The organism is Kocuria oxytropis (assembly GCF_040981195.1).
Lineage (GTDB): Bacteria > Actinomycetota > Actinomycetes > Actinomycetales > Micrococcaceae > Kocuria > Kocuria oxytropis.
This window is the reverse complement of the sequence record NZ_JAVFXA010000014.1, coordinates 60,424-82,547: the sequence shown is the minus strand read 5'-3', so window position 1 is coordinate 82,547 and position 22,124 is coordinate 60,424. Positions and strand designations below refer to the sequence as shown.

At 74.9% G+C, this 22,124-nt stretch carries 18 protein-coding genes; 10 read left to right on the top strand and 8 right to left on the bottom strand.

The window, feature by feature from the left end; translation table 11 throughout:
• Nucleotides 1-1,868: molybdopterin-dependent oxidoreductase (locus QYM41_RS14325; protein ID WP_368800451.1), on the bottom strand; the 1,868-nt coding region annotated here is incomplete at its 3' end.
• Nucleotides 1,869-2,072: 204 nt separating this feature from the next.
• Here QYM41_RS14325 and QYM41_RS14320 point away from each other — a divergent pair.
• Nucleotides 2,073-2,906, top strand: coding sequence for an alpha/beta fold hydrolase (locus tag QYM41_RS14320; protein WP_368800450.1), 834 nt, complete (start codon nt 2,073-2,075; stop codon nt 2,904-2,906).
• 48 nt (nt 2,907-2,954) lie between these two features.
• On the opposite strand, the gene QYM41_RS14315 is transcribed toward QYM41_RS14320, so the two are convergent.
• Both QYM41_RS14315 and QYM41_RS14310 read right to left on the bottom strand, forming a co-directional pair.
• Nucleotides 2,955-3,341: a hypothetical protein gene (locus QYM41_RS14315; RefSeq protein ID WP_368800449.1), complete on the bottom strand. Its 387-nt coding sequence runs from the start codon at nt 3,339-3,341 to the stop codon at nt 2,955-2,957.
• 118 nt (nt 3,342-3,459) lie between these two features.
• Nucleotides 3,460-4,692, bottom strand: coding sequence for a molybdopterin molybdotransferase MoeA (locus tag QYM41_RS14310; RefSeq protein WP_368800448.1), 1,233 nt, complete (start codon nt 4,690-4,692; stop codon nt 3,460-3,462).
• Between the two features lie 49 nt (nt 4,693-4,741).
• Between QYM41_RS14310 and QYM41_RS14305 the strand changes: the two genes are divergently transcribed.
• The 6 genes from QYM41_RS14305 (at nt 4,742) to QYM41_RS14280 (ending at nt 8,922) form a co-directional block, all read left to right on the top strand.
• On the top strand, nt 4,742-5,077 hold the full coding sequence (locus QYM41_RS14305; protein ID WP_368800447.1) for a biopolymer transporter Tol: 336 nt from the start codon (nt 4,742-4,744) through the stop codon (nt 5,075-5,077).
• A 125-nt stretch (nt 5,078-5,202) separates the two neighbouring features.
• Nucleotides 5,203-6,348 carry a GTP 3',8-cyclase MoaA gene (locus QYM41_RS14300; RefSeq protein ID WP_368800446.1) on the top strand — a complete coding sequence of 382 codons (1,146 nt, stop codon included), beginning with the start codon at nt 5,203-5,205 and terminating at the stop codon, nt 6,346-6,348.
• Nucleotides 6,349-6,354: 6 nt separating this feature from the next.
• Complete coding sequence (locus QYM41_RS14295; protein WP_368800445.1) at nt 6,355-6,621, top strand: MoaD/ThiS family protein; 267 nt, start codon at nt 6,355-6,357, stop codon at nt 6,619-6,621.
• 4 nt (nt 6,622-6,625) lie between these two features.
• Nucleotides 6,626-7,219: a molybdenum cofactor guanylyltransferase gene (gene mobA, locus QYM41_RS14290; RefSeq protein ID WP_368800444.1), complete on the top strand. Its 594-nt coding sequence runs from the start codon at nt 6,626-6,628 to the stop codon at nt 7,217-7,219.
• A 39-nt stretch (nt 7,220-7,258) separates the two neighbouring features.
• Nucleotides 7,259-7,555, top strand: a complete 297-nt coding sequence (locus tag QYM41_RS14285) for a DUF6457 domain-containing protein (RefSeq protein ID WP_368800443.1) — start codon at nt 7,259-7,261, stop codon at nt 7,553-7,555.
• A complete protein-coding gene (locus tag QYM41_RS14280; RefSeq protein WP_368800442.1) occupies nt 7,555-8,922 on the top strand; it encodes a molybdopterin molybdotransferase MoeA in 1,368 nt (455 codons plus the stop codon). The genes QYM41_RS14285 and QYM41_RS14280 overlap by 1 nt, the downstream gene beginning before the upstream one ends.
• Before the next feature lie 180 nt (nt 8,923-9,102).
• Here QYM41_RS14280 and QYM41_RS14275 read toward each other — a convergent pair whose 3' ends face one another.
• A complete protein-coding gene (locus QYM41_RS14275; protein ID WP_368800441.1) occupies nt 9,103-9,603 on the bottom strand; it encodes a DUF456 domain-containing protein in 501 nt (166 codons plus the stop codon).
• A gap of 84 nt (nt 9,604-9,687) precedes the next feature.
• Between QYM41_RS14275 and QYM41_RS14270 the strand changes: the two genes are divergently transcribed.
• Both QYM41_RS14270 and QYM41_RS14265 read left to right on the top strand, forming a co-directional pair.
• Entirely contained in the window at nt 9,688-12,375 is a 2,688-nt protein-coding gene (locus QYM41_RS14270) for a multicopper oxidase domain-containing protein (protein WP_368800440.1), read from the top strand.
• A gap of 84 nt (nt 12,376-12,459) precedes the next feature.
• Nucleotides 12,460-13,083 carry a lytic transglycosylase domain-containing protein gene (locus QYM41_RS14265; RefSeq protein ID WP_368800439.1) on the top strand — a complete coding sequence of 208 codons (624 nt, stop codon included), beginning with the start codon at nt 12,460-12,462 and terminating at the stop codon, nt 13,081-13,083.
• Between the two features lie 7 nt (nt 13,084-13,090).
• Here the strand turns inward: QYM41_RS14265 and QYM41_RS14260 are convergent, their stop codons facing one another.
• The 4 genes from QYM41_RS14260 to QYM41_RS14245 form a co-directional block, all read right to left on the bottom strand.
• Nucleotides 13,091-14,533: a phytoene desaturase family protein gene (locus QYM41_RS14260; protein ID WP_368800438.1), complete on the bottom strand. Its 1,443-nt coding sequence runs from the start codon at nt 14,531-14,533 to the stop codon at nt 13,091-13,093.
• A gap of 8 nt (nt 14,534-14,541) precedes the next feature.
• A complete protein-coding gene (locus QYM41_RS14255; RefSeq protein ID WP_368800437.1) occupies nt 14,542-19,464 on the bottom strand; it encodes an NAD-glutamate dehydrogenase in 4,923 nt (1,640 codons plus the stop codon).
• Nucleotides 19,465-19,598: 134 nt separating this feature from the next.
• The gene (locus QYM41_RS14250) at nt 19,599-20,177 is read right to left on the bottom strand and encodes a histidine phosphatase family protein (RefSeq protein WP_368800436.1); all 579 of its coding nucleotides are present in this window, start codon (nt 20,175-20,177) and stop codon (nt 19,599-19,601) included.
• Between the two features lie 80 nt (nt 20,178-20,257).
• Entirely contained in the window at nt 20,258-20,467 is a 210-nt protein-coding gene (locus tag QYM41_RS14245; protein ID WP_368800435.1) for a hypothetical protein, read from the bottom strand.
• Between the two features lie 230 nt (nt 20,468-20,697).
• Here QYM41_RS14245 and QYM41_RS14240 point away from each other — a divergent pair, with 230 nt between their 5' ends.
• Nucleotides 20,698-22,080, top strand: coding sequence for a TIGR01777 family oxidoreductase (locus tag QYM41_RS14240; protein WP_368800434.1), 1,383 nt, complete (start codon nt 20,698-20,700; stop codon nt 22,078-22,080).
• The last annotated feature ends 44 nt before the right edge of the window (nt 22,081-22,124 follow it).

Below are 22,124 nucleotides of genomic sequence, written 5' to 3'. Positions count from 1 at the left end.
CACTGATCGGTGTGCATGTACCAGAACGCGGTGCCGATCATGAAGCGCGGCGGGCGGGTCCAGTCGGTGGCGGCGGCCATCGCGGCCCAGCCCGTGATGGGGCGGGCCTTCTCCTGGCCCACGTAGTGCGCCCACCCGCCGCCGTTGCGGCCCTGGCACCCGCAGAGCATGAGCATCGCGAGGATCGCCCGGTAGGTGACGTCCCCGTGGTACCACTGGCAGATGCCGGCGCCCAGGATGATCATCGACCGGCCGCCGGACTTCTCCGCGTTGGCCGCGAACTCGCGGGCGGTGCGGATCACGGCCTGCGCGGGGACCGAGGTGATCTCCTCCTGCCACGCCGGGGTGTAGGCGGTCGCGACGTCGTCGAGCCCGGCCGCCCAGTCCCCCGGAAGGCCCTCCCGTCCCACGCCGTACTGGGCGAGCATGAGGTCGAAGACCGTGGTGACCTTCCGCCCGGCGACCTCCGTGACGGGCACGCCCCGGTGCAGCACCGAGCCCTCCCCCGTGGCGTCGGTGAAGGCGGGCAGGTCCACGACGCTCGTGGCCCCCGCCCCCGGGGTGGCGTCCGCGACGGACAGCGCCGGGCGCACGCCCTGCAGGTCGAGGTTCCACCTCCCCTCGTCCTGCTCGTTGTAGCGGAAGCCCATGGACCCGTTGGGGACCACCGGGGTGCCCGCGTCGCGGTCGATCAGCACGGTCTTGAACGCGGCGTCGGAGGCTCCCGCCTCGTCCCCGCCCAGGTCGGCGGCGGTGAGGAACTTGCCGGGCACCACGGCGCCGTCCTCCCGCTCGTCGAGGGTGACCAGCATGGGCAGGTCGGTGTACTGCAGGACGTAGTCCTCGAAGAACGGCACCCGCCGCTCCACGAAGTTCTCCCGCAGGATCACGTGGCCCATCGCCATCGCCAGGGCGGCGTCCGTGCCGGCCTGGGCCGGCAGCCACTCGTCGGCGAACTTGGTGTTGTCCGCGTAGTCGGGGCTGACGGAGACGACCTTGGTGCCGCGGTAGCGGGCCTCGACCATCCAGTGCGCGTCCGGGGTGCGCGTGACCGGGACGTTGGAGCCCCACATCATGAGGTAGGTCGCGTCCCACCAGTCGCCGGACTCGGGGACGTCCGTCTGGTCGCCGAAGACCTGGGGACTGGCCACGGGCAGGTCCGCGTACCAGTCGTAGAAGCTGTTCATCACGCCGCCGATGAGGTTGATGAACCGGGCCCCCGCGGCGTGGGAGACCATGGACATCGCCGGGATCGGGGAGAACCCGGTGCACCGGTCCGGGCCGTAGGTCCTGACCGTGTGCACGTGGGCGGCAGCGGTCAGCTCGAGGGCCTCCTGCCAGCTCGAGCGCACCAGGCCGCCCTTGCCGCGGGCCTGCTGGAAGGCCCGGCGCCTCGCGGGGTCGTTCACGACCTCCTGCCAGGCGAGCACGGGGTCCCCGCCGACCTGCTCCTTGGCCGCGCGGTACATCTCCAGGAGCACCCCGCGGACGTACGGATAGCGGACCCGGGTGGGCGAGTAGGTGTACCAGGAGAACGCCGCCCCGCGGGGGCAGCCGCGGGGCTCGTACTCGGGGCGGTCCGGGCCCACCGACGGATAGTCGGTCTCCTGGGCCTCCCAGGTGATGATCCCGTCCTTGACGTAGACCTTCCACGAGCACGAGCCCGTGCAGTTCACCCCGTGCGTGGAGCGGACCACCTTGTCGTGGCTCCACCGGTTCCGGTAGAAGGCGTCACCGGCCCGCCCGCCCTCGCGGTAGACGGCCCGGCCGTCCTGGGACTCCTCCCAGCGGGTGAAGAACTTCCCGAGCTTGAGCAGGGCGTTGGACGCGGGGCCGTCTGTGCCCGGCGGTGTGGGGCTGGCAACCATGGTTCCAACCTATCCAATGAGGCATCAGGAATTGGGATTTTTTCCTGGACCAATGAATGCCTATTCGGTGAAAAGGAATTCATGACATATCAAGCACAGAATTCATGGTCCGTCATGAATTCCTTTTCCCTTGTTTTCCTCGCCGGAACGGGGAAGACATCGCCACGGCGGCCCCCGCGGACGCCGTCGGGCTAGCCTGACGGAATGGACCGGCCGACCCGCCGCCCCTCCGGCGGCCTCCACCTCGACGTGCGCGACGACGGGCCCCGGGACGGTGTGCCCGTGCTGCTGCTGCACGGCTTCCCGCAGGACGGCACGTGCTGGTCCCGCGTGGCGCCCGTGCTGCGGCGCGCGGGGCTGCGCACGCTCGTGCCCGACCAGCGGGGCTGCGCCGCGCGCGCGCGGCCGCGGGGACGTCGCGCCTACCGGCTCGAGCTGCTCGTCCAGGACGCCGTGGCGCTGCTCGACGCCGCGGGGGTGCGGCGCGCGCACGTCGTGGGCCACGACTGGGGCGGGATCGTGGCGTGGGCGCTCGCGGCCCACCGGCCGGACCGGGTGGCTTCCCTCACGGTGGCCTCCGTGCCGCACCCCCGGGCCCTGGCACGGTCCCTGACGCGCTCGCCGCAGGTGCTGCGCTCGGCCTACGTCGGGGCCTTCCAGCTGCCGATCCTGCCCGAGGCGCTGCTCGGCCCGTGCCTCGAGGACCTCCTGCGCCGGTCCGGCCTGCCGGCCGCGGACGCCGCCCGCTACGCGGCCCGGATGCAGGAGCCCGGCGCGCTCACCGGGGCCCTGAACTGGTACCGCGCCCTGCCGCTGTCCCGGCTGCGCACCGGGCTCGTCGACGTCCCGACCACGTACGCATGGGGCAGCCGGGACCCCGCCCTGGGCCGGCGGGCCGCGGAGCTCACGGCTGAGCAGGTCCGGGGGCCCTATCGGTTCGTGGAGCTCGACGCCGGCCACTGGCTGCCGGAGACCCGGGCCGGGGAGCTGGCGGAACTGGTGCTCGAGCGCGTCGGCGGAGCCGCGGCCGCCGGGTAGCGCTCCGCCCCGCGGCCGCCGGTCACGCAGCGGCCCGCCCCGCGGTGGTCAGCCGCGCGGGGCGGGGTCCTCGGCCGGGGCGTCCCTGCGCCGGCGCCCGGGGGTCCCCGCGATGCGCAGCGCGGCCTGGACCGCCAGCAGCGCGAACGCCGCGTAGTAGATCCACACGGAGGGGTAGAGCTGGGGGACGGTGCCGTTCCAGCCGACCAGGGTGAGCACGAACAGGACGGCGCCGACCACGAGCAGACCGAGGTGCGCGGTGCCGAAGGAGCCCCGCTCGCCGCGGCGGGCGAGGAACATCGCCAGGACGGCGAAGAAGATCGGGAAGAGCATCTGGCCCACCACGGTGATGCCGTTCTGGTGGTACTCGTAGCGGCCGAGCGCCTGGATCACGGCGGTGGCGGCGAGGAGCAGCGGGGCGAGCAGGGACGTCATGGGGACCTGTTCTGTGCGATCGTCCGGTCGGGGCGCGGACCAGTCTAACGAGCGGCGGCAGCACACCGCGGCGCCCTCGTCCCCGGGCCGCCCGGCGGCGGGCCGGCCGCGCGGCGGATCAGTCCAGCAGCAGCAGCTCCACCCGGGTGCCCGCCGGCAGCTCGGCCCCGCCGGCCGGCACGAGCACGAGGGCGTTGGCCCGGGCGGCCGCGGCCAGCAGGTGGGAGCCCGGCCCGCCCGCCATCCTGACCTCGGCGCCGTCCCAGACGGCACGGCGCACCTGGGTGCGGCCGGGCAGCGGCCGCACGGCCTCCGCGAGGGGGCCCATGGCGCGGGCCCGCGGTGCCGGGGCGCCGAGGACCCCGGTCAGGGCCGGGCGGAGGAACATCTCGAAGGACACGAGGGTGCTGACGGGGTTGCCGGGCAGGCAGACGAAGGGCACGCCGCCGGGCGCCGCCAGGCCCTGCGGCCCGCCGGGCTGCATCGCGACGTGCACGAACTCCCCGTGGGGCGCCAGCACCTGCCGCACCACCTCGTAGGCGCCCTCGCTGACCCCGCCCGAGGAGACGAAGAGGTCGGGCCGCGCCGCCGTGTCCTCGGCCAGGCGTGCCGCGAAGGCGCCGGCGTCGTCGGAGAGCAGGTGGGCGCCGATCACCTCGACGCCCGCCTCGGCGAGCTGGGCGCGCAGGATCGCCGCGTTCGCGTCGAAGACCTGGGCGGGTCCGCGGACGGTCCCCGGCGCCACGACCTCGTCGCCCGTGGTGTAGAGCACGGCCCGGGGACGGGCGCGCACGGTCAGCTCCGCGCACCCGAGGGCCGCGGCCAGGCCGATCCGGGCGGGCGTCAGCCGCTGCCCCGCGACCAGCGCCGTGTCCCCCGCGGCGACATCCTCGCCCGCACGGCGGACGAACCGCCCGGCCGGCTGGCCCGCCGGGAGCCGCACGAGCGTCCCCGGTGCGGGGAACCCCCCGGGCAGCGACTCCTCGACGGGCACCACCGCGTCCGCTCCAGGCGGCAGCGGCGCGCCGGTCATGACGGGGGCCGCCTCCCCGGGGGCCAGCGGGCCCGGGACGTGGCCGGCGGGCACCGGGGCGACGACGGCGAACGGCACGCGCCCGTCCTCCCCCGGCGCCGCCCGGCTGTCGGCGGCACTGATCGCGAAGCCGTCCATCTGCGAGTTGTCGAAGGGCTGCAGGCTCAGGGGCGCCACGAGGTCCCCGGCCAGGACCCGGCCCGGAGCGGCCGCCAGGGGGACCGTCTCCGTCCGGGCGCCGAGACCGCGCAGGGCGTCCTCGACCGCACGGCGGTGCTCGTCGATGCCGCGGACCGGGTGCTGCGCGTGCCTGCTCATCCCCCCAGGGTAGGTGCCGGGGCCGGTCCGCCCTGGCAGGATCGTGGCCATGACGCGACGGGACGTGGAGCACACGCCGGACGGCCGGTGGATCGTGGTGGACGGGCGCCGGTGGCGGCGCCAGGACCCCGCCCTGCCCCCGGAGACGGCGGCCCGGCTGCGGTCCCACCTGGGCCGGGCCCGCGCGGCCGTCCGCACGGTGCGCAGGGACGGCACGGAGGAGGAGCTGCGGGCCGTGCGGGAGCGGGTGGGGCTCGCCAAGCTGGGCCTCGGCGAGCGCGGCACGCCGTGGTGGGAGCAGCCGCCGGACGAGCGGGAGGCCCGGTGGTCCGCGGCCCTCCGGCAGCTGGACGCCCAGGCCCCACCGGAGCGGGACGACGGCTGACCGCGGGCCGGAGATGACGCCCGGGACGGCACGGGTCGTTCCCGGCGCGCCGGGGCCTGCATACACTGGGCGGACATCCCGGCGCCGGGGCCCTGCGTGCCGGACGGAACCACCGAGGCGGTGACATGAGCGTTTCCCTGGGACTTCCGCAGGTCCGCAGTGCCGGTCCGGCACCGAGCGGCGCGCCGGCCGAGGCCGGGCTCGTGGACCGCCACGGCCGCCGCGCCACCGACCTGCGGCTGTCGGTGATCGACAAGTGCAACCTGCGCTGCACCTACTGCATGCCCGCCGACGGGCTGCCCTGGCTGCCCGCCGCGCAACTGATGAGCGCGGACGAGATCACCCGGCTCGTCGACGTGGGCGTGACGCAGCTGGGGATCACCGAGCTGCGCCTGACCGGCGGGGAGCCCCTGGTCCGCCGCGACCTCGAGGAGATCGTGGCCGGGGTCCGCACCGCCCACCCGGCGCTGCCGGTCTCGCTGACCACCAACGGCATCGGCCTGGCCGGACGCGCCCGGGGGCTCGTGGAGGCGGGGCTGACCCGGGTCAACATCTCCCTGGACAGCCTCAGCGCCGAGACGTTCCGGGCCCTGGCCCGCCGCGACCGCCTCGCCGACGTCCTGGCCGGGGCCGAGGCCGCAGCCGCCGCCGGGCTGTCCCCGGTGAAGATCAACGCGGTGCTGATGCGCGGGGTCAACGACCACGAGGCCGCCGACCTGCTCGCGTGGGCGCTCGAGCGCGGCTTCGCGCTGCGCTTCATCGAGCAGATGCCCCTGGACGCCGACCACGGCTGGACCCGGGCGGACATGGTCACCGCCGCCGAGATCCGCGGCCGGCTCGGCGAGCGGTTCCGGCTGTCCCCGCACCCGGGCCCGCGCGAGGGCGCCCCGGCCGAGCTGTGGGACGTGCACCCCGCGGCCTCCGCGGACCCCGCGCAGGACCCCGCCGCCGACCCCGGTGCAGGGAACGCCGGTGCCGGGGACGAGCCGCTGGGCACCGTGGGGGTGATCGCGTCCGTGACGGAGCCCTTCTGCGCCGACTGCAAGCGGACCCGGATCACCGCCGAGGGAAAGGTGCGGTCCTGCCTGTTCTCGCACGAGGAGGTCGACCTGCTCCCGCTGCTGCGCGCCGGGGCGAGCGACGGGGAGCTGGCCGAGCGCTGGCGGGCCGCGATGTGGGCCAAGCCGGCCGCCCACGGGATGGACCATGTGGGCCTGGACTCCGCCGACTACGTCCAGCCGGAGCGCTCCATGAGCGCGATCGGGGGCTGAGGCCACATGCTGGTGCGCTACTTCGCGGCCGCCCGGGCCGCGGCCGGGACCGAGGCCGAGACCGTGCCGCTGGACCGGCCCGCCCGGCCCCGCCGAGAGGTCGAGGAGCTGCTGGCGCGGCGGCACCCGCAGCCCCCGCCGGGGCAGCCGCCGCTGGCCGAGGTGCTGGCCCGGTCCAGCTTCCTGCTCGACGGCGTGGCCTGCCCGGACCCGGACGCCGAGGTCCCGGACGAGGCGACCCTGGACGTCCTGCCGCCCTTCTCGGGCGGGTGAGCGGGTGCGCACCCCGGGCCCGGCCCCGCTCTTCCACGCCGTGGTCCTGGCGGGGGGCCGCTCCACCCGCCTGGGCGGGCGGCCCAAGGCCCGGCTCCGGCAGGACGGGCGCACCCTCGTGGAGCTCACCCTGGAGGCGGTCCGGGAGGCGGCGGGCGTCGTCGTCGTCGGGCCCCCGGACCTCCCCGTCCCCGAGGGCGTGCTGCGGACCCGCGAGGAGCCGCCGTTCTCCGGGCCCGCCGCGGGCATCGCGGCCGGACTGCACGCCCTCGGTCGCCTGCCCGGCGCGGCCTGGACCCTGACGCTGGCCTGCGACATGCCCGGGGTGGCGCGCGCGGTGCCGCTCCTGCTGGAGGCGGCCCGCGCCGGCCCCGGCGCCGCCGGCTACGTCTGCGTCCCGCCCGGAGGCCGCCGCCAGCCCCTCGCCGCGCTCTACCGCACCGACGTGCTGCGCGGAGCCTACGCGGGGCAGGACCCCGCGGACCGGTCCGTGCTCTCCTTCGTCCGGGACCTGCCGCTGCGGGACGTCACCGTGCCGGAGGACGCCACCGCGGACGTCGATACGTGGGACGATGTGCAGAGGCACCACCTGACCTGACCACGAGCGGGCGGCCCCGCCGCCCGGGAGGAGCAGCGCATGCCCCAGGACCTGAGCCCGGCCGAGCAGGAGACCCTCGAGGAGTGGCTCGCGAGCGTGCGCGCGGCCCTGGACGTCCCCGGCGCGGACCTGCCCCTCGACGCCGTGCTGGGCCTCACCGGCCGCATCGCCCACGGCACCGTGCGCCCCGCCGTCCCGCCCACCGCCTACCTGCTCGGCTACCACGTGGCCCGTGCCGTGGCCGCCGGGGAGGACGAGCAGCACGTCCTGCGCCGTGCCCTGCAGACCGTCGGGGACCTCGTCCCCCGCACCCGCCCGACCCCCGAGGAGAACTGATGTCCGGACTGCCCCTGCCCCACGACACCAACAGCCCCTACACGCACGCACTGCCCGTCATCGAGGACGACAGCGGCACCCCCGAGAGCGTCCCGGAGCAGGTCGAGGCGATCCACGACGCCGAGTGGCACCGGGCACGGCAGTTCTCCTACGACATCGCCACCGCGCTGCCCAGCCACTGGCTGCCCCTGCAGGAGGCCCTCGGCGAGGTCCTGGCCGAGGACGTCACCGCCCCGATCCCCGTCCCCCACTACGCCTCCTCCGCCATGGACGGCTACGCCGTGGCGGGCCCCCAGCCGTGGACGGTGGTCTTCCCCGAGCCGGTCGAGACCGACCCCCGGAAGATGCTGACCATCCCGCCGAAGGAGCTCTACCGGCCGGTGCTCAACCTGGAGCCGGGAGAGGCCACCCGCATCGTCACCGGCGGTCTCGTGCCCGCCGGGGCCCGGGCGGTGCTGCGCGACGAGTACGCGCACCTGTCCGAGGAGGGCACCGTGCTCACGATCGCGGACCACGCCCCCTCGGCCGAGGACATCCCCTACGGGCAGAACATCCGCCGCACCGGCGAGGAGGTCGCGGCCGGGGACGTCATCCTGCACGCCGAGTGCCTGCTCAACCCGGCGCACATCGCCTTCGCCGCCGTCAGCGGCCACGACATGCTCCCGGTCCGCCGCCGTCCGCGCGTGACCATCCTGCTCACCGGCAGCGAGGTCGTCGAGGACGGGATCCCCGAGCCGGGCCAGGTGCGCGACGCCTTCGGCCCGCAGCTGCCCACCTTCGTGGAGATGCTCGGCGGGTCCGTGGACCAGCTCCGGCGCGTCGACGACACCGCCAAGGCGATGCTCTCCGCCCTGACCGAGGCACCCTCCGGCATGGCCTCGGTGCTGGACGCCCGCACCGAGGTGGTCATCACCACCGGGGGGACCGGGCACTCCGACGCCGACCACGTCCGCTCGGCCCTGCTCGAGCTCGGCGCGGTCTTCCTGCTCGACGGCCTCGCCCAGCGCCCCGGCCACCCCACGTTCCTGGCCCGGCTGCCCGAGGACGGCCCCTTCGTGGTGGGCCTGCCCGGCAACCCGCTGGCGGCGATGACCAGCATCTTCACGGTGGCCGAGCCCCTGCTGGCCAAGCTGCACGGCGACCAGCCCCCGGCCACCCGGACCCTGCCCGCCGCCGAGGACCTGCCGGGCCAGAAGGTCACCGCCCTCGTGCCCGGCTACCTCCGGGACGGGACGGTGTCCCCCCGGGACCGGGTCGGTGCGAACATGCTGCGCGGTCTCGCCCACGCGGACGTCATCGCCGTGGTGCCCCCGAGCGGTGTGGCCGCCGGGCAGGACGTCGAGGTGGTCCCCCTGCCCTGGCGCTGAGCCGCCCGCGAGCGCCGTGCACGTCCTGAGCGCTGAGCCCCTCGTGAACGCTGAGCCCCTCCTGAGCACGGAGCGGTGCCGCAGCACAGGACGGCTCCTCGGGTACTGGGGTGCCGCGAGACGCCGAGGGCCCGGACACCGCAGGTGTCCGGGCCCTCGGCCCGCCCCGGCCGCCCCGGCTCAGGCGGTCGTGAACAGGACCAGAGCGCCCAGCACGAACACCGTGGAGGCGGCGAGCGCGCACGCGAACTCCACGACGATCCCCAGCCCGGCCGCCTTGAGCCCGGCCCAGCTGGCGTCCAGCGCCGCCCGGAGGTCGCGGCGGCGGGCGGTCTCGCTCAGGAGCAGGCCCACGAAGAAGCCCACGAGGATCCCGACCACGGGGATGACGAACAGCCCCACCACGGCGCCCGCCGCGGCGTAGAGCAGCGACCGGTTGGGGATCTGCCGGCGCTTGAGCCGGGCCCCGGTGAGCACGGCGCTGGCGGCCATCCCGGTGATCGCCAGCACGGAGCCCACGGCCAGGACGGTCCAGCCCTCGACGGCCTGGACCGTGAACGCCCACACGAGCAGCCCCACCACGATCAGGACCGAGCCCGGCAGGACCGGTACCACGACGCCGAGGCACCCCACGACGAGCAGGACGGCGGTGATGAGGGTCGCGATGATCTCGGCAGTCACGTGCTCATCGTAGGCGGCGCTCCGAGCGACCACCGCCCCCTATACTGGTATTTGATTGGCAGATTAACAGAGCAGGTGAGATCCGTGCACGCTTCCGCACGCCCCGGCGGGCGGTCCTCCTGGCACCGCCGGGCCGGCCGCCCGGTCCGCCTGTGGATGGCGGTCCTGCTGCTCGTGGTTCTCCTCCACCGCTGGATCCCCGAGACCCGGTGGCTGCTGGTGCACGTCGTCACCCTGGGGCTCGTGACGAACTCGGTGCTGGTGTGGTCCCAGCACTTCACCGACTCCCTGCTGAAGAACCGGGTGCCGGACGACGCCCGGGCCCGGCAGCTGATCCGGATCGGACTGCTCAACGCCGGTACCGTGCTGCTGGTCCTGGGACTGCTCACGGACTGGTACGGACTGGTCCTCGTCGCGTCGACGGCCGTGGGCACCGCGGTGGCCTGGCACGGGGCCGCCCTGCTCCGACAGCTGCGCACGGCGCTGCCCTCCCGGTTCGCCGTGGCCGTGCGCTACTACGTGACCGCGGCCTTCCTGCTGCCGGTCGGCGCGCTCCTCGGCGCGCTCCTGGCCGCCGGCCCCGCCGCCGCCTGGCACGCGCGACTGCTCCTCGCCCACGAGACCGTCAACGTCCTGGGCTTCGTGGGCCTGACCGTCGCCGGGACCGTGCTCACCCTGTGGCCCACGATCCTGCGCACGCGCCTGCCGGAGCGCTCCACGCGGGTCGGCTCCGCGGCGCTGCCCGTGCTGACCGGCGGGCTGCTGCTCACCGGGACCGCGGCACTGGCGGGGTCCTCCGAGCTCGCCGCGGCGGGACTCGTGCTGTACGCGGTGGGGCTGGGCGCCGTGGTCGCGGTGATGGCGCAGGCCGCGGTGCGGTCCCGCCCCGCGGACTACGCGGGCTGGTCCGTGGCGGCCGGCGTCCTGTGGTGGGCGGCCACCGTGGTCGCCGCCGTTCTCGTCGTGGCCCTGCGCGGGTTCGACGCGGCGGCTCTGGGACTGCTGACCGTCCCGTTCGTGGCCGGCTTCCTCGTCCAGGTGCTGCTGGGGGCCATGACCTACCTCCTGCCGGTGACCATGGGGGGCGGCCCGGTGACGGTGCGGGCGGCCCATCGGGCCATCAACCGGGCGGGGACGTTCCGCGTGGTGGTCGTCAACCTGTGCGTGCTGCTCTTCGCCCTCCCCCCGGGCGCGGTGCCCTCCTGGGTCCGGGTCGTGGTCTCCCTCCTGGGTGCCACGGTGCTCTTCGCCTTCGTGCCGCTCATGGTCTCCGCCGCCCGGATCTCGGTGGCGGGGCGCCGGGCCCGCCCACCCAGGGAGCCGGAGGCCGTCGCACCGGTCGCGCAGGCGCGCCCGGTGCGCGAGGCGGTCGCCGGGGTGCTGGTGGTGACCCTGGGCGTCGCGGCGGGCATCGCCGTGAACCCCGCCGCGGCGGGTCTCGACCTGCGCGGCGATGCCTCGGGGGTCCCGGCCACGGGCGGGAGGACCACTGTGCAGGTCAGAGCCCTGGAGGGGATGCGCTTCGAGCCCTCCACCGTTGAGGTCCCCCTCGGCGACGAGCTGGTGATCGAGCTCACGAACGAGGACCCCACCAACGTCCACGACCTCGTCCTGGCCTCCGGCACGAGCTCCGGGCGCGTCGCCCCCGGGCAGACGGTGACCGTGGAGGCCGGTGTGGTCGACGGCTCCGTGGAGGGGTGGTGCTCGATCGTCGGCCACCGCACCATGGGCATGACCCTGGACGTGGTCGCGGTCGGCGCGGACGGCGCCCCCCGCGACGCGCCCACCGGGCCCGGGGTGGAGCAGGGGGTGCCCGGACCGGTCCCGGCCGGCACCGATCCGGCCGCCGGCGCGGACCTGGCGGCCGCCCCGGGAGAGGGCGCCGAGGTTCGCTCGCCCGTGCTCGAGCCCGTCGGGGAGGGTGTGCCGGAGGACGGTCGGAGGGTGCATCGCGTGGACCTCGACGTCTCCGAGGGCGAGCACGAGATCGCCCCCGGTGTGCGCATGCGGGCGTGGACGTACAACGGCCGCTACATGGGCCCCACGCTGCACGGGGAGGTCGGCGACGTCTTCGAGATCACTCTGCGCAACGGCGGCACGATGGGACACTCGGTGGACTTCCACGCCGGCACCGTGGCACCCGACGAGAACATGCGCACCGTCGCCCCGGGGCAGTCCCTCGTCTACCGCTTCGAGGCGGTGCGCTCGGGCACCTGGCTCTACCACTGCTCCACCGCGCCGATGAGCACGCACGTCGCGGCGGGCATGTTCGGTGCCGTGGTGATCGACCCGCCGGGGCTCCCGGAGGTGGACCACGACTGGCTCCTCGTGCAGAACGAGACGTATCTGGGACCGTCCCGGGAGCCCGCCGGCGACGGGACAGGGGCGGACGCGGTCGTGGACCCAGCCAGGATCCCGGGCGGGGTGCCCAGCCTGACGGTCTTCAACGGCCACGCCACCCAGTACCTGCACGAGCCGCTGACCGCCCGCACCGGCGAGCGGGTGCGGATCCGGGTCCTCGTGGCCGGGCCGTCCACGGGGCTGAGCTTCCATGTGGTGGGCGCTCAGTTCGACACCGTGCACAAGGAGGGCGCCTACCTCCTGGAGCCCGGCGGCACCCGGTCCGGCGGGGCCCAGAGCCTCGACCTCGCCCCCGCGCAGGGCGGTTTCGTGGAGCTGGAGTTCACCGAGCCGGGCACGTACCCCTTCGTCAACCACTCCCTCGTGGAGGCCGAGCGAGGAGCCCGTGGCCTGATCGAGGTCACCCGCTGACCCGTCCCGCCCGCCGCGCGGGACGGTGCTGTCCCCCCAAGAGGCCGCAGACCGGGACGGGCGGGTCCTCCTAGCCTGGGACGGATGGCCACCACCGTCCTGGATCCCGCGCGCCCCGGCACCGAGCACGCCGGCCCCGGGGAGCCCGCCCCGCGCGGCTCCCCGTGGATCCTGCTGGCCTCCGTGCTGCTGCTCCTGATCGGCACCGGCGGTCTCTTCCACGCCAACACCCCCGGGTGCTGCGAGCCGCCCTTGGGCGACGGGCCCCGCCGCACGGCCCCCGTGCCGGAGCCGTGGGGCGACGACGTCCTGGCCGCCGCCGAGTTCTCGGGGATCCCGCCCGGGATCGTGGCGGCCCAGCTGGACGTCGAGAGCCGCTGGGACCCGCGGGCCGTCAGCCACGCCGGGGCGCAGGGCCTCGCCCAGTTCGTCCCGGACACGTGGGAGCGCTACGGGCGGGGCGATCCCTTCGACCCCCGGGCCGCCATCCGCGCCCAGGGCCTCTACCTCAAGGACCTGCGCCGCATGGTGCAGGGGCTGGCGCCCGCCACCGCCCGCGAGGAGGTCGACCTCGTGCTCGCCGCCTACAACGCCGGGCCCACCGCGGTGCTGCGGCACGGCGGGATCCCCCCGTTCGCGGAGACCCGGGGCTACGTGGCGCAGATCCGTGAGCTCGCGGCCACGACGTACGCGGAGGTCGGCGCCTGAGCCCCGGTCAGCCGGCGCCCCGCCGGGTCCTGGCGAGCCCGCGCAGCGCCCGGCGGGCCGCGTGGTACCCGGCCATCCCGTGCACCCCGCCGCCCGGAGGGGTCGACGACGAGCACAGCCAGACCCCCGGCACGCCGGTGGCGTAGGGGTCGGTCTGCACCGCGGGCCGGAAGAGCTGCTGCAGCCCGTCCAGGGCGCCGCCGCCGATGTCCCCGCCCACGAGGTTGGCGTTCCACGCCTCCAGCCGGGCCGGCGGGGTGTCCACCCGCGCCAGGACCCGGTCCCGCACCCCGGGGGCGAAGCGCTCCAGCTGGCCGAGCACCCGCTCCCCCGCCCCCGGGTCGTCGCAGCCGTGCGGGACGTGGGCGTACGCCCACAGCACCTGCCGGCCCGCGGGCGCCCGGGAGGGGTCCGCGGCCCCCTGCTGGGCCACGAGCACGAACGGGCGCTCCGGCAGCCGGCCCGCCCGGGCCTGCTCCTCCGCGGCGCCGATCTCGGTCAGCGTCCCGCCCAGGTGCACGGTCCCGGCCTCCGCCACCCGCGGGTCCCGCCACGGCACCGGGCCGTCCAGCAGCAGGTCCACCTTGTAGCAGGCCGTGCCGTAGCGCCACCGGGCCAGCGCCCGCCGGTACCGGTCCGGCAGCTCGAGCCCGCGCAGGCCCAGCACCTGCCGGGGGGTGAGGTCGAGCAGGACGACGTCGGCGGGCCGCACCCGGGCGAGGTCCGTCACCGGGGAGTCGAGGAGCACCCGGCCTCCGTGCTCCTCGAGATCGGCCACGAGGGCGTCGACCACGGCCTGGGACCCGCCGCGCGCCACCGGCCACCCGGTGGCGTGGGCGGCCGCCCCGAAGAGCGTCCCGAACGCGGAGGTCAGGACCTGCCGCGGGGGCAGGACCGCGTGGGCCGCGGACCCGGCGAAGAGTCCGCGGGCCTGGTCGGTGCGGAACAGCGCCCGCGCGGTGGCCGCGGCGGGCCACGGGGCGCGCAGCCCGAAGGCCGCCAGGGCCCGCGGGTGCTCGGGCACGCGCACGAGCGGTCCCAGCACCGACTCGACCGTCTCCTCCCAGCGCTCCACCACGCCGCGGTGCAGCAGGGACCACGCCCGGCCGTCCACGCCCAGCCCGGCCGCGGTGCGCTCGAGCGAGCGGTGCAGCAGACCCGGCGGGCCGTCGTCGAGCGGGTGCGCCGCGACCACCGGCGGGTGCAGCCACTCCAGGCCGTGCCGGTGCAGGCCGAGCCGGGCGAACAGGGGGCTGGCCACGCCGAAGGGGTGCACCGCGGAGCCGAGGTCGACCACGGTGCCGGCGCCGAGGGCGGCGGAGGAGCGCGCCGCGCCCCCGGCCGCGCCCGCCGCCTCATGCACCGTGACGTCGAGGCCCGCGCGGGCCAGCACCACGGCCGCGGCCAGTCCGTTGGGCCCCGAGCCGACGACCGCGGCCGTGCCCCGCACGGGCGGCCCTATCCGGCCAGGGCGCTGCGCATGGTCCGCAGCGCCACGGACAGGGACGCGAGCTCGGCGGAGGCCTCGCCGGTGTCCTCGGCCTCGATCTCCCCCAGCACCTCGCGCAGCCGGCCCAGCCGCGACTCGTTGCTGGACTCCCAGGACTCGACCTTCTCCCGCGCGTCCCGGCCGGGCGCCTCGAGCGCCTGGTCGGCGAGGGCCACCAGGGTGGCGTACACGTCCTCCCGCATGGACATCCGCGCGAGGTTCTCCCAGCGCGTGGTCTGCGGCAGGGCGGTGATGCGGTTGAGCAGGCTCTCGATCCGGTACCGGTCGTAGAGCCGGAAGTAGACCTTGGCGATGGTCTTGATCTGCTCCTCGTCCAGGGTGCCGTCCTCGGCGACCGCCTCGCCGGAGGCGTGGGCGAGGCGGGCGACGTCCAGCAGCGCGAACGCGTCCAGCAGCTGCGACCACTCGGTGGCCAGCGGCCCGGGGATGCCCTGGCGCACGGCGGCCTCGGCCCGCGAGTCCACCCGCTGCCGGGAGTCCTCCCCGAGAAGTTTGTCCTCGAGGAACCGGATGTCCACGGTGGGCTTGTAGCGGTCGATGACCTCGGCGACCGGGCGGGCGGTCTCCTCCCGGTTGATGAGCCAGCGCACCACGCGGTCCAGCAGGCGGCGCATGTCCAGGAACATCCGGTCCCACATCTCGGTGGGCACGTCCGCGGTCAGCTCCCGGTGCTGGTGGGCGTAGCGGTCGATCTCGTAGATCTGCACCGCCGCCACGAAGGCCCGCGCCACCTGCACGGGCCCGCACCCGGTCTCCTCCATCACCCGGTAGACGAACGGGATGCCGCCGTAGTTGACCATCTGGTTGGCCACCACGGTGCCGATGATCTCGGCGCGCAGGGGGTGGGTGGCGACGAGCTCGCCGAAGCGCTGCGTGATCTGCTCCGGGAAGTAGGCCTCCAGGACCTCCACGAACCACGGGTCCTCGGCGAGGCCGCCCTCGACCAGGGCCTCGGAGAGCTGGATCTTGGCGTAGGCCGCCAGCACGGACAGCTCCGGGGAGGTGAGCCCCTGGCCGGTGCGGGTCCGCTCCCGCAGCTGCTCGTCGGTGGGCAGGAACTCGATCTCCCGGTCGAGGTCGGCCTCCTCCTCGAGCCAGTGCATGAAACGGATGTAGGCCTCGTTGAGGTTTCGCACCCGGGAGCGCTCCGTGGTCAGGAGCACGTTCTGCGCCACGTTCGTCTCGAGCACCAGCCCGGCGACCTCGTCGGTCATGGCCTCGATGAAGCCGGCGCGCTCGTCCGCGGAGAGCTCCCCGGCCACGACCATGCGGTCCACCAGGATCTTGATGTTGACCTCGCGGTCGGAGGACTCCACGCCGCCGGAGTTGTCGATCGCGTCGGTGTTGATCAGCACCCCGTTCAGCGCGGCTTCCACGCGGCCCAGCTGGGTGAAGCCCAGGTTGCCGCCCTCGCCGACGACCTTGGCCCGCAGGTCCCGGCCGTCGACGCGGATGGCGTCGTTGGCCTTGTCGCCCACGTCCGTGTGCGTCTCCTGCTCCGACTTCACGTACGTGCCGATCCCCCCGTTGTACAGCAGGTCGGCGGGTGCCGAGAGGATCGCCCGCATCAGCTCGATCGGGGAGAGCTCCTCCACGCCGTCGTCGAGGTCGAGGGCCTCGCGGACCTGCGGGGAGATCGGCACGGACTTCGCGGTGCGCGAGTACACGCCGCCGCCGGCCGAGATCTTCTCCGGGTCGTAGTCCTGCCACGAGGAGCGGGGACGGCCGAAGAGCCGCTCGCGCTCGGCGTAGGAGACGGCCGGGTCCGGGTCGGGGTCGAGGAAGATGTCCCGGTGGTCGAAGGCGGCCAGCAGCCGGATGTGCTCGGACAGCAGCATGCCGTTGCCGAACACGTCGCCGGACATGTCACCCACGCCCACCACGGTGAAGTCCTCGGCCTGGGTGTCGACGCCCAGCGCGAAGAAGTGCCGCTTCACCGACTCCCAGGCCCCCCGGGCGGTGATGCCCATGGCCTTGTGGTCGTAGCCCACCGAGCCGCCCGAGGCGAAGGCGTCCCCGAGCCAGAACCCGTACTCCGCGGAGATCGCGTTGGCGGTGTCCGAGAAGGACGCCGTCCCCTTGTCCGCGGCCACCACCAGGTAGGAGTCCTGGCCGTCGCGGCGCACCACCTGCTCCGGGTGCACGGCGACGTCCTGGCCGGACTCGTCCCGCACGAGGTTGTCCGTGATGTCCAGCAGGGAGGCGATGAACAGCTTGTAGGCCTCCCGGCCCTCGGCCACCCAGGCGTCGCGGTCCACCGCGGGCTCCGGCAGCTGCTTGGGGTAGAACCCGCCCTTCGCCCCGTTGGGCACGATCACCGAGTTCTTCACCATCTGCGCCTTGACCAGGCCCAGGACCTCGGTGCGGAAGTCCTCGCGGCGGTCCGACCAGCGCAGGCCTCCGCGGGCCACCGGGCCGAAGCGCAGGTGCGTGCCCTCGACCCGGGGGGACCACACCCACACCTCGAACATCGGGTGCGGCAGCGGGGCCGTGCTGATCCGCCGGGGGTCCAGCTTGAACGCCATGGTGGGGCGGTGCCGGAACACGTTGGTGCGCAGGGTCGCGGCCATGATCTCGGCCAGCGCGCGCAGCAGCTTGTCCGCGTCCAGGGTCGGCACCTCGTCCAGGGCCTCGGTGAGCCGGCCGTGGGCGGCGTCGCGCTGGGAGCCGCGCACGGCGTCGTCGAGCGCGGGGTTGAAGCTCGCGTCGAAGAACTCGACCAGCGCCCGGGTGACCCGTGGGAAGCCCAGCAGCGTGTCCGCGATGTAGTCGAACGAGTTGGGGTGCCCCAGCTGCAGGAGGTACCGGACGTAGGAGCGCAGCACCGCCACGGTCCGCCACGTCATGCGCTCGGTCAGGACCAGCCGGTTCAGGGAGTCCGACTCGGAGCGGTTGGACAGCACGGCGCACAGGGTGTCCTCGATGAGGTCCTCGGTCTTGGCGTCCTCCGGGCCGGTCGCGTCCACGCCCTCCGGCAGCCGCACCCCGAAGTCGTAGAGCTGGAAGTGCCGGCCGTCGGCGGGGGTGACCTCGTACGGCTTCTGGTCCAGGACCGTCAGGCCGAGGTTCTGCAGCATCGGCAGCAGCGCGGTGAGGGACAGGGAGCGGGTGAGGTAGATGTTCAGCCGCACGCCCCCGGGGTCGTCGACGACGCGCACCTCCGCGGGCAGGTCCGGGTCCCGGCCCCACAGCTCCTCGCAGCGCTGGAGGTCCTCGACCGCCTCCTCGATCTCGTAGTCCGCGCGGTAGGCGTCCGGGAACGCCTCCGCCCAGTTCTCGGCGTGCGCCCGGGCGAGCTCCTCCGGGAACGCCCGGTGGATCGCCCGGGCCAGCGCCTCGGACCAGGAGCGCACCGCGGCCCGCAGCCGCGCCTCGAGGCCCGCGCGGTCGAAGGACTGCACCTCGCCGGTGTACGGCAGCCGGATCCGGAAGAACAGGCGGGCGAGGGTCGAGGAGGACAGCCGGGCGTCGAAGTCGATGGACTCGGCGTCGAAGGTGCGCTCGAGCTCCGCCTCGATCCGCCCGCGCACCGACGTGTTGTAGCGGTCGCGGGGGAGGAAGACCACCGCGGACATGAACCGCCCGAAGTGGTCCTGGCGCAGGAACAGCCGGGTCTGGCGCCGCTCGTCCAGGCCCATGACGCCGCTCATGATGTCGTAGAGCTCGTCCGCGGTCATGTGGAACAGCTCGTCGCGCGGGTAGTCCTCGATGTTGCCCATGAGGTCCCGGGCCGAGTGCGAGTCCTCGAGGAAGCCGAACCGCTCGGCGACCTCGGCCATCTTGTCCTTGATCAGCGGCGTCTCGCGGGCCGGGGTGTTGTAGGCGCGGCGGGTGAACAGCCCCAGCACCAGGTACTCCCCCACGATCCGGCCCTCGTCGTCGTACTTCGCGACGCCGATGTAGTCGAGGTACTCCCGGCGGTGGATGGACGAGCGGCGGTTGGCCTTCGTGATGAACAGCGTGCCGGCCTCGCGCGCGTGCTCCCGGCCCAGCCCGGTGAGCACCTGCCGGTGCGGCTTGCGGTCGTGCTCCACGAGCAGGCCCAGTCCGGTCCCCGGGCGGCTGACCAGGGAGAGTCCGTCACCGGTGTCCTCGAGGTCGTACTCCTTGAACCCCATGAGGATGAAGTTGCCCCGGGACAGCCAGCGCAGGAACTCCTGGGACGGTCCGATCAGCGGCGGGTGCCCGCCCTCGGGCAGGTCCAGCTGCCGCAGCCGGTCCAGCTCGTCCGCGAGCCGGCCGACGCGCTCCTTGAGCTCCGACTGGTCGTCGTCGACCCGCTGGACGTCCTCGAGCAGGCTGGAGAGCCGGTCCTCGAGCTCCCGGGCGGTCCCGTCCGAGATCTGCCGGGACAGCTCCACGGAGATCCAGGACTCCACGACGTGCGTGGTGCCGCCGTCCGAGCGGAAGCCCGCCAGGCTCGGCAGGGCGGTGGTGTCGCCGCTGGACGTGGCCGAGAAGTCCGGCACCTGCTGCAGCTCGCGCAGCTCGTGGCTGTCCGCGTCCCGGGTGGCGACGAGCACGGGGTGGATGAGCAGGCGGGCGCCGCCCCACTTGGCGGCGATCTCCGCGGACACGGTGCTCACGAGGTACGGGACGTCCTCGGTGACCACGAAGACCACGGAGGTGGAGTCCTCCTGGCGCACGCCCACGGCGATCTCCCGGGGCGCCCGGACCCGGGCCACCTCGTGGTGGTGCTCGGCCCGCTCCCGCAGCTGCTCCTCGGTGCGGGCGAGCAGGTCGTCCTGCGGCACGTGGCGGTAGTACTCGTTGATCCACTCCCGGTCCCCGCTCCACTCCGGGGCCTTCGGGATCACCCGGATCGCCTCGGTCCGGTCCTCGTCGGGGATCGTGTACTGGTCAGAGGCCACAGCCGCATCACGCCTTCGTCGCCGTGGGCGGGCCGGTGGCACGTTCTGTGCGCCACCGTCGCCGCCGCAGGGGTGGACGGCACCTCGTGGGACCGTCCCTGGTGGCCTCAGCTTATTGAACGAACCCGGGACTGTCAGGGTGCGGTGGACTCGGCCACGTCATCTCGCCGCCGCGCCGCCTCCAGGGCCTCCGCGCGCACGGGCACCACCTCGCAGTTGCGGACCCGCGGGTGGGCCTCCCCGTTGAGCTCGGAGACCGTCAGGCGGATGAGCGAACCGTGCGCGACGACCAGCACGCTGCGCCCGGGGTGGTCCTCGCGGATCCGGCGCAGGGCCGCCAGGCCGCGGCGGGCGACCGCCTCCGGCGGCTCCCCCGCGTCGAGGATCCGCTCCCGCGCGGCCCCCTCGAGACCGGCCAGGCGCGAGCCCTCGTACGGGCCGAAGCCGCGCTCCACGAGATCGTCGTAGGTGGCCGTCAGTTCCAGGCCCAGGACCCCGCCGATGATCCGGGCGGTCTCCACCGCCCGGCCCAGCGGCGAGGACACGAGCACGTCCCACCGGACGGCCCCGGAGCGCAGGTGCCCGGCGGCGACCCGGGCCTGCTCCCTCCCGGCGTCGTTGAGCGGGATGTCGGTGGCGCCCTGCAGCCGCTCCTCGAGGTTCCAGTCGGTCTGGCCGTGGCGGATGAGGGCGATGTGTCCGGGGGTGTTCACGCCCCCACTCTGGGCGACGGACCGCCCGGGGGCAAGCGGGACGGCCGCGCAGGGCCGCCCGGACGGGCCGCGACCACCCGCTACTGCTGCCGGTCCTCCGGGCGGGGGGCGCGCTCGCGCTCCTCCACGGCGGAGCGGACCTCCGGGCTGTCGGTGTCGTCGACCCACGGGTCGGTCTGCCGGTGCTCCTCCACGTGGTCGGGCTGGACCCCGGCCACCTCGCCGGCGACCTCCTGCTTCATCTGGTCGTCCAGCTCCGCGCTGTGCTTGGTGCTGCCTCGCTCGGCCATGTCGGTCTCCTTGCTGGGCGGGTCCCGCCGCAACGGGGCCTCGGTGGGACGGCGCTGCGCCGGCCCGGGACCGCGGCGGGAGTGCCGCGGGCGGGGCCGGGGGCCGCACCGCGAACGTGCGTCCACCCTAGCGAACGGCGGATGGGCGGGGAAGGGTCCGGGCGGGGACACGGACGGCCGGCGGCGCGTGGTCCTGGACGAACCGGGCCGATGCGGGTTGAGTGGCACGCATGACCACCTTCACGTACAGCTCCCGTGTGCCCCATCCCGTCGAGGACGTCTTCGCCTGGCACGCCCGCCCGGGGGCGCTGACACGGCTGACCCCGGCCTGGACGGGCTCCGTGGTGGAGGAGTCCTCGCCCCCGCTGCAGGACGGGACGCGCTCGCGGCTGCGCGTCGCGGTGCCGGGCTCCTACGGGCTGGCCTCGGTGCCCTGGACCGCCGAGCACCACGGCTTCGTCCCGGGCCGGGAGTTCCGGGACCGGATGGTGCGGGGCCCGCTCGCCTCGTGGGAGCACCACCACCGGTTCGACGACGACGGCAACGGCGGCACCGTGGTCACCGACACGGTGGAGTACGCGGCGCTGCCCGGCAACCGGGCGTTCGGGGACCGGCTGATGGGCCCGGCGCTGGGACGTCAGTTCGAGGCCCGCTCCCGGCGCCTGGCCGCCGATCTCGAGCTGCACGCCCGCTACCCCGGCCGGCCCCTGACCGTGGCCGTCACGGGGGCCTCGGGCACCATCGGCGTGCAGCTGGCTGCACTGCTCGGCACCGGCGGCCACACGGTCCAGCGCTTCGTGCGGCGCGAGGCGCGCACTCCTCGCGAGATCTCCTGGGACCCGGCCTCCGGGGAGCTGGACCCCGGCGCCCTGCGGGGCGTGGACGTGGTGGTGAACCTGGCCGGGCGGACCATCGGCGGGCGGCTCACGGACGCGGCGAAGGAGCAGATCCACGACTCCCGGGTGCTCGGCACCCGGCTGCTGGTCCGGGCCTTCACCGCGCTCGGCGACGAGGCCCCCTCCGCGCTGGTCAACGGGTCCGCGATCGGCTACTACGGGGCGGACACCCACGGGCAGACCGTCACGGAGAAGTCCCCACCGGGCGAGGACTTCCTCGCCGAGGTCTGCACGGCCTGGGAACGGGCCGCCCTGGACGCCGAGGCCATCGGCACGCGCGTGGTCACGGTGCGCACCGGCGTGGTGCAGACCCCCGCCGGCGGCGCCCTCAAGGCCCAGCTGCCCCTGTTCCTCGCCGGACTGGGCGGACGGCTGGGCTCCGGGGACCAGTGGCTGAGCTGGATCTCGTTGGACGACGCGGCGGGCCTGTTCGCCCACGCGGTGCTCACCCCGGGGCTGCACGGGCCCCTCAACGCCGTGGCCCCGATGCCCGTGACGGGCCGCGAGTACGCCCGGGCCCTCGGGAAGGTCCTCGGCCGGCCGGCCCTGCTGCCCACGCCCGGATTCGGGCCGAAGCTGGTGCTCGGGTCCGAGGGCGCGGAGCTCATGGCGCTCGCGGACCAGCGGGTCTCGGCGGACCGGGCCATCGACCGCGGCTACCGGTTCCGCCACCCCGACCTCGGCTCGGCGCTGCGGGAGGAGCTCGGCCGCTTCTGACCGGCTCCGCCCCGCCCCGACGTCACCACGTCCGCCCGGGACCG

Coding starts and splice junctions, on each gene's coding strand:
- QYM41_RS14305 (WP_368800447.1), top strand. CDS start 4,742: ATGACGCGACGGGACGTGGAGCACACGCCGGACGGCCGGTGGATCGTG.
- QYM41_RS14315 (WP_368800449.1), bottom strand. CDS start 3,341: ATGACGTCCCTGCTCGCCCCGCTGCTCCTCGCCGCCACCGCCGTGATC.
- QYM41_RS14240 (WP_368800434.1), top strand. CDS start 20,698: ATGACCACCTTCACGTACAGCTCCCGTGTGCCCCATCCCGTCGAGGAC.
- QYM41_RS14295 (WP_368800445.1), top strand. CDS start 6,355: ATGCTGGTGCGCTACTTCGCGGCCGCCCGGGCCGCGGCCGGGACCGAG.
- QYM41_RS14280 (WP_368800442.1), top strand. CDS start 7,555: ATGTCCGGACTGCCCCTGCCCCACGACACCAACAGCCCCTACACGCAC.
- QYM41_RS14245 (WP_368800435.1), bottom strand. CDS start 20,467: ATGGCCGAGCGAGGCAGCACCAAGCACAGCGCGGAGCTGGACGACCAG.
- QYM41_RS14310 (WP_368800448.1), bottom strand. CDS start 4,692: ATGAGCAGGCACGCGCAGCACCCGGTCCGCGGCATCGACGAGCACCGC.
- QYM41_RS14300 (WP_368800446.1), top strand. CDS start 5,203: ATGAGCGTTTCCCTGGGACTTCCGCAGGTCCGCAGTGCCGGTCCGGCA.
- QYM41_RS14265 (WP_368800439.1), top strand. CDS start 12,460: ATGGCCACCACCGTCCTGGATCCCGCGCGCCCCGGCACCGAGCACGCC.
- QYM41_RS14285 (WP_368800443.1), top strand. CDS start 7,259: ATGCCCCAGGACCTGAGCCCGGCCGAGCAGGAGACCCTCGAGGAGTGG.
- QYM41_RS14320 (WP_368800450.1), top strand. CDS start 2,073: ATGGACCGGCCGACCCGCCGCCCCTCCGGCGGCCTCCACCTCGACGTG.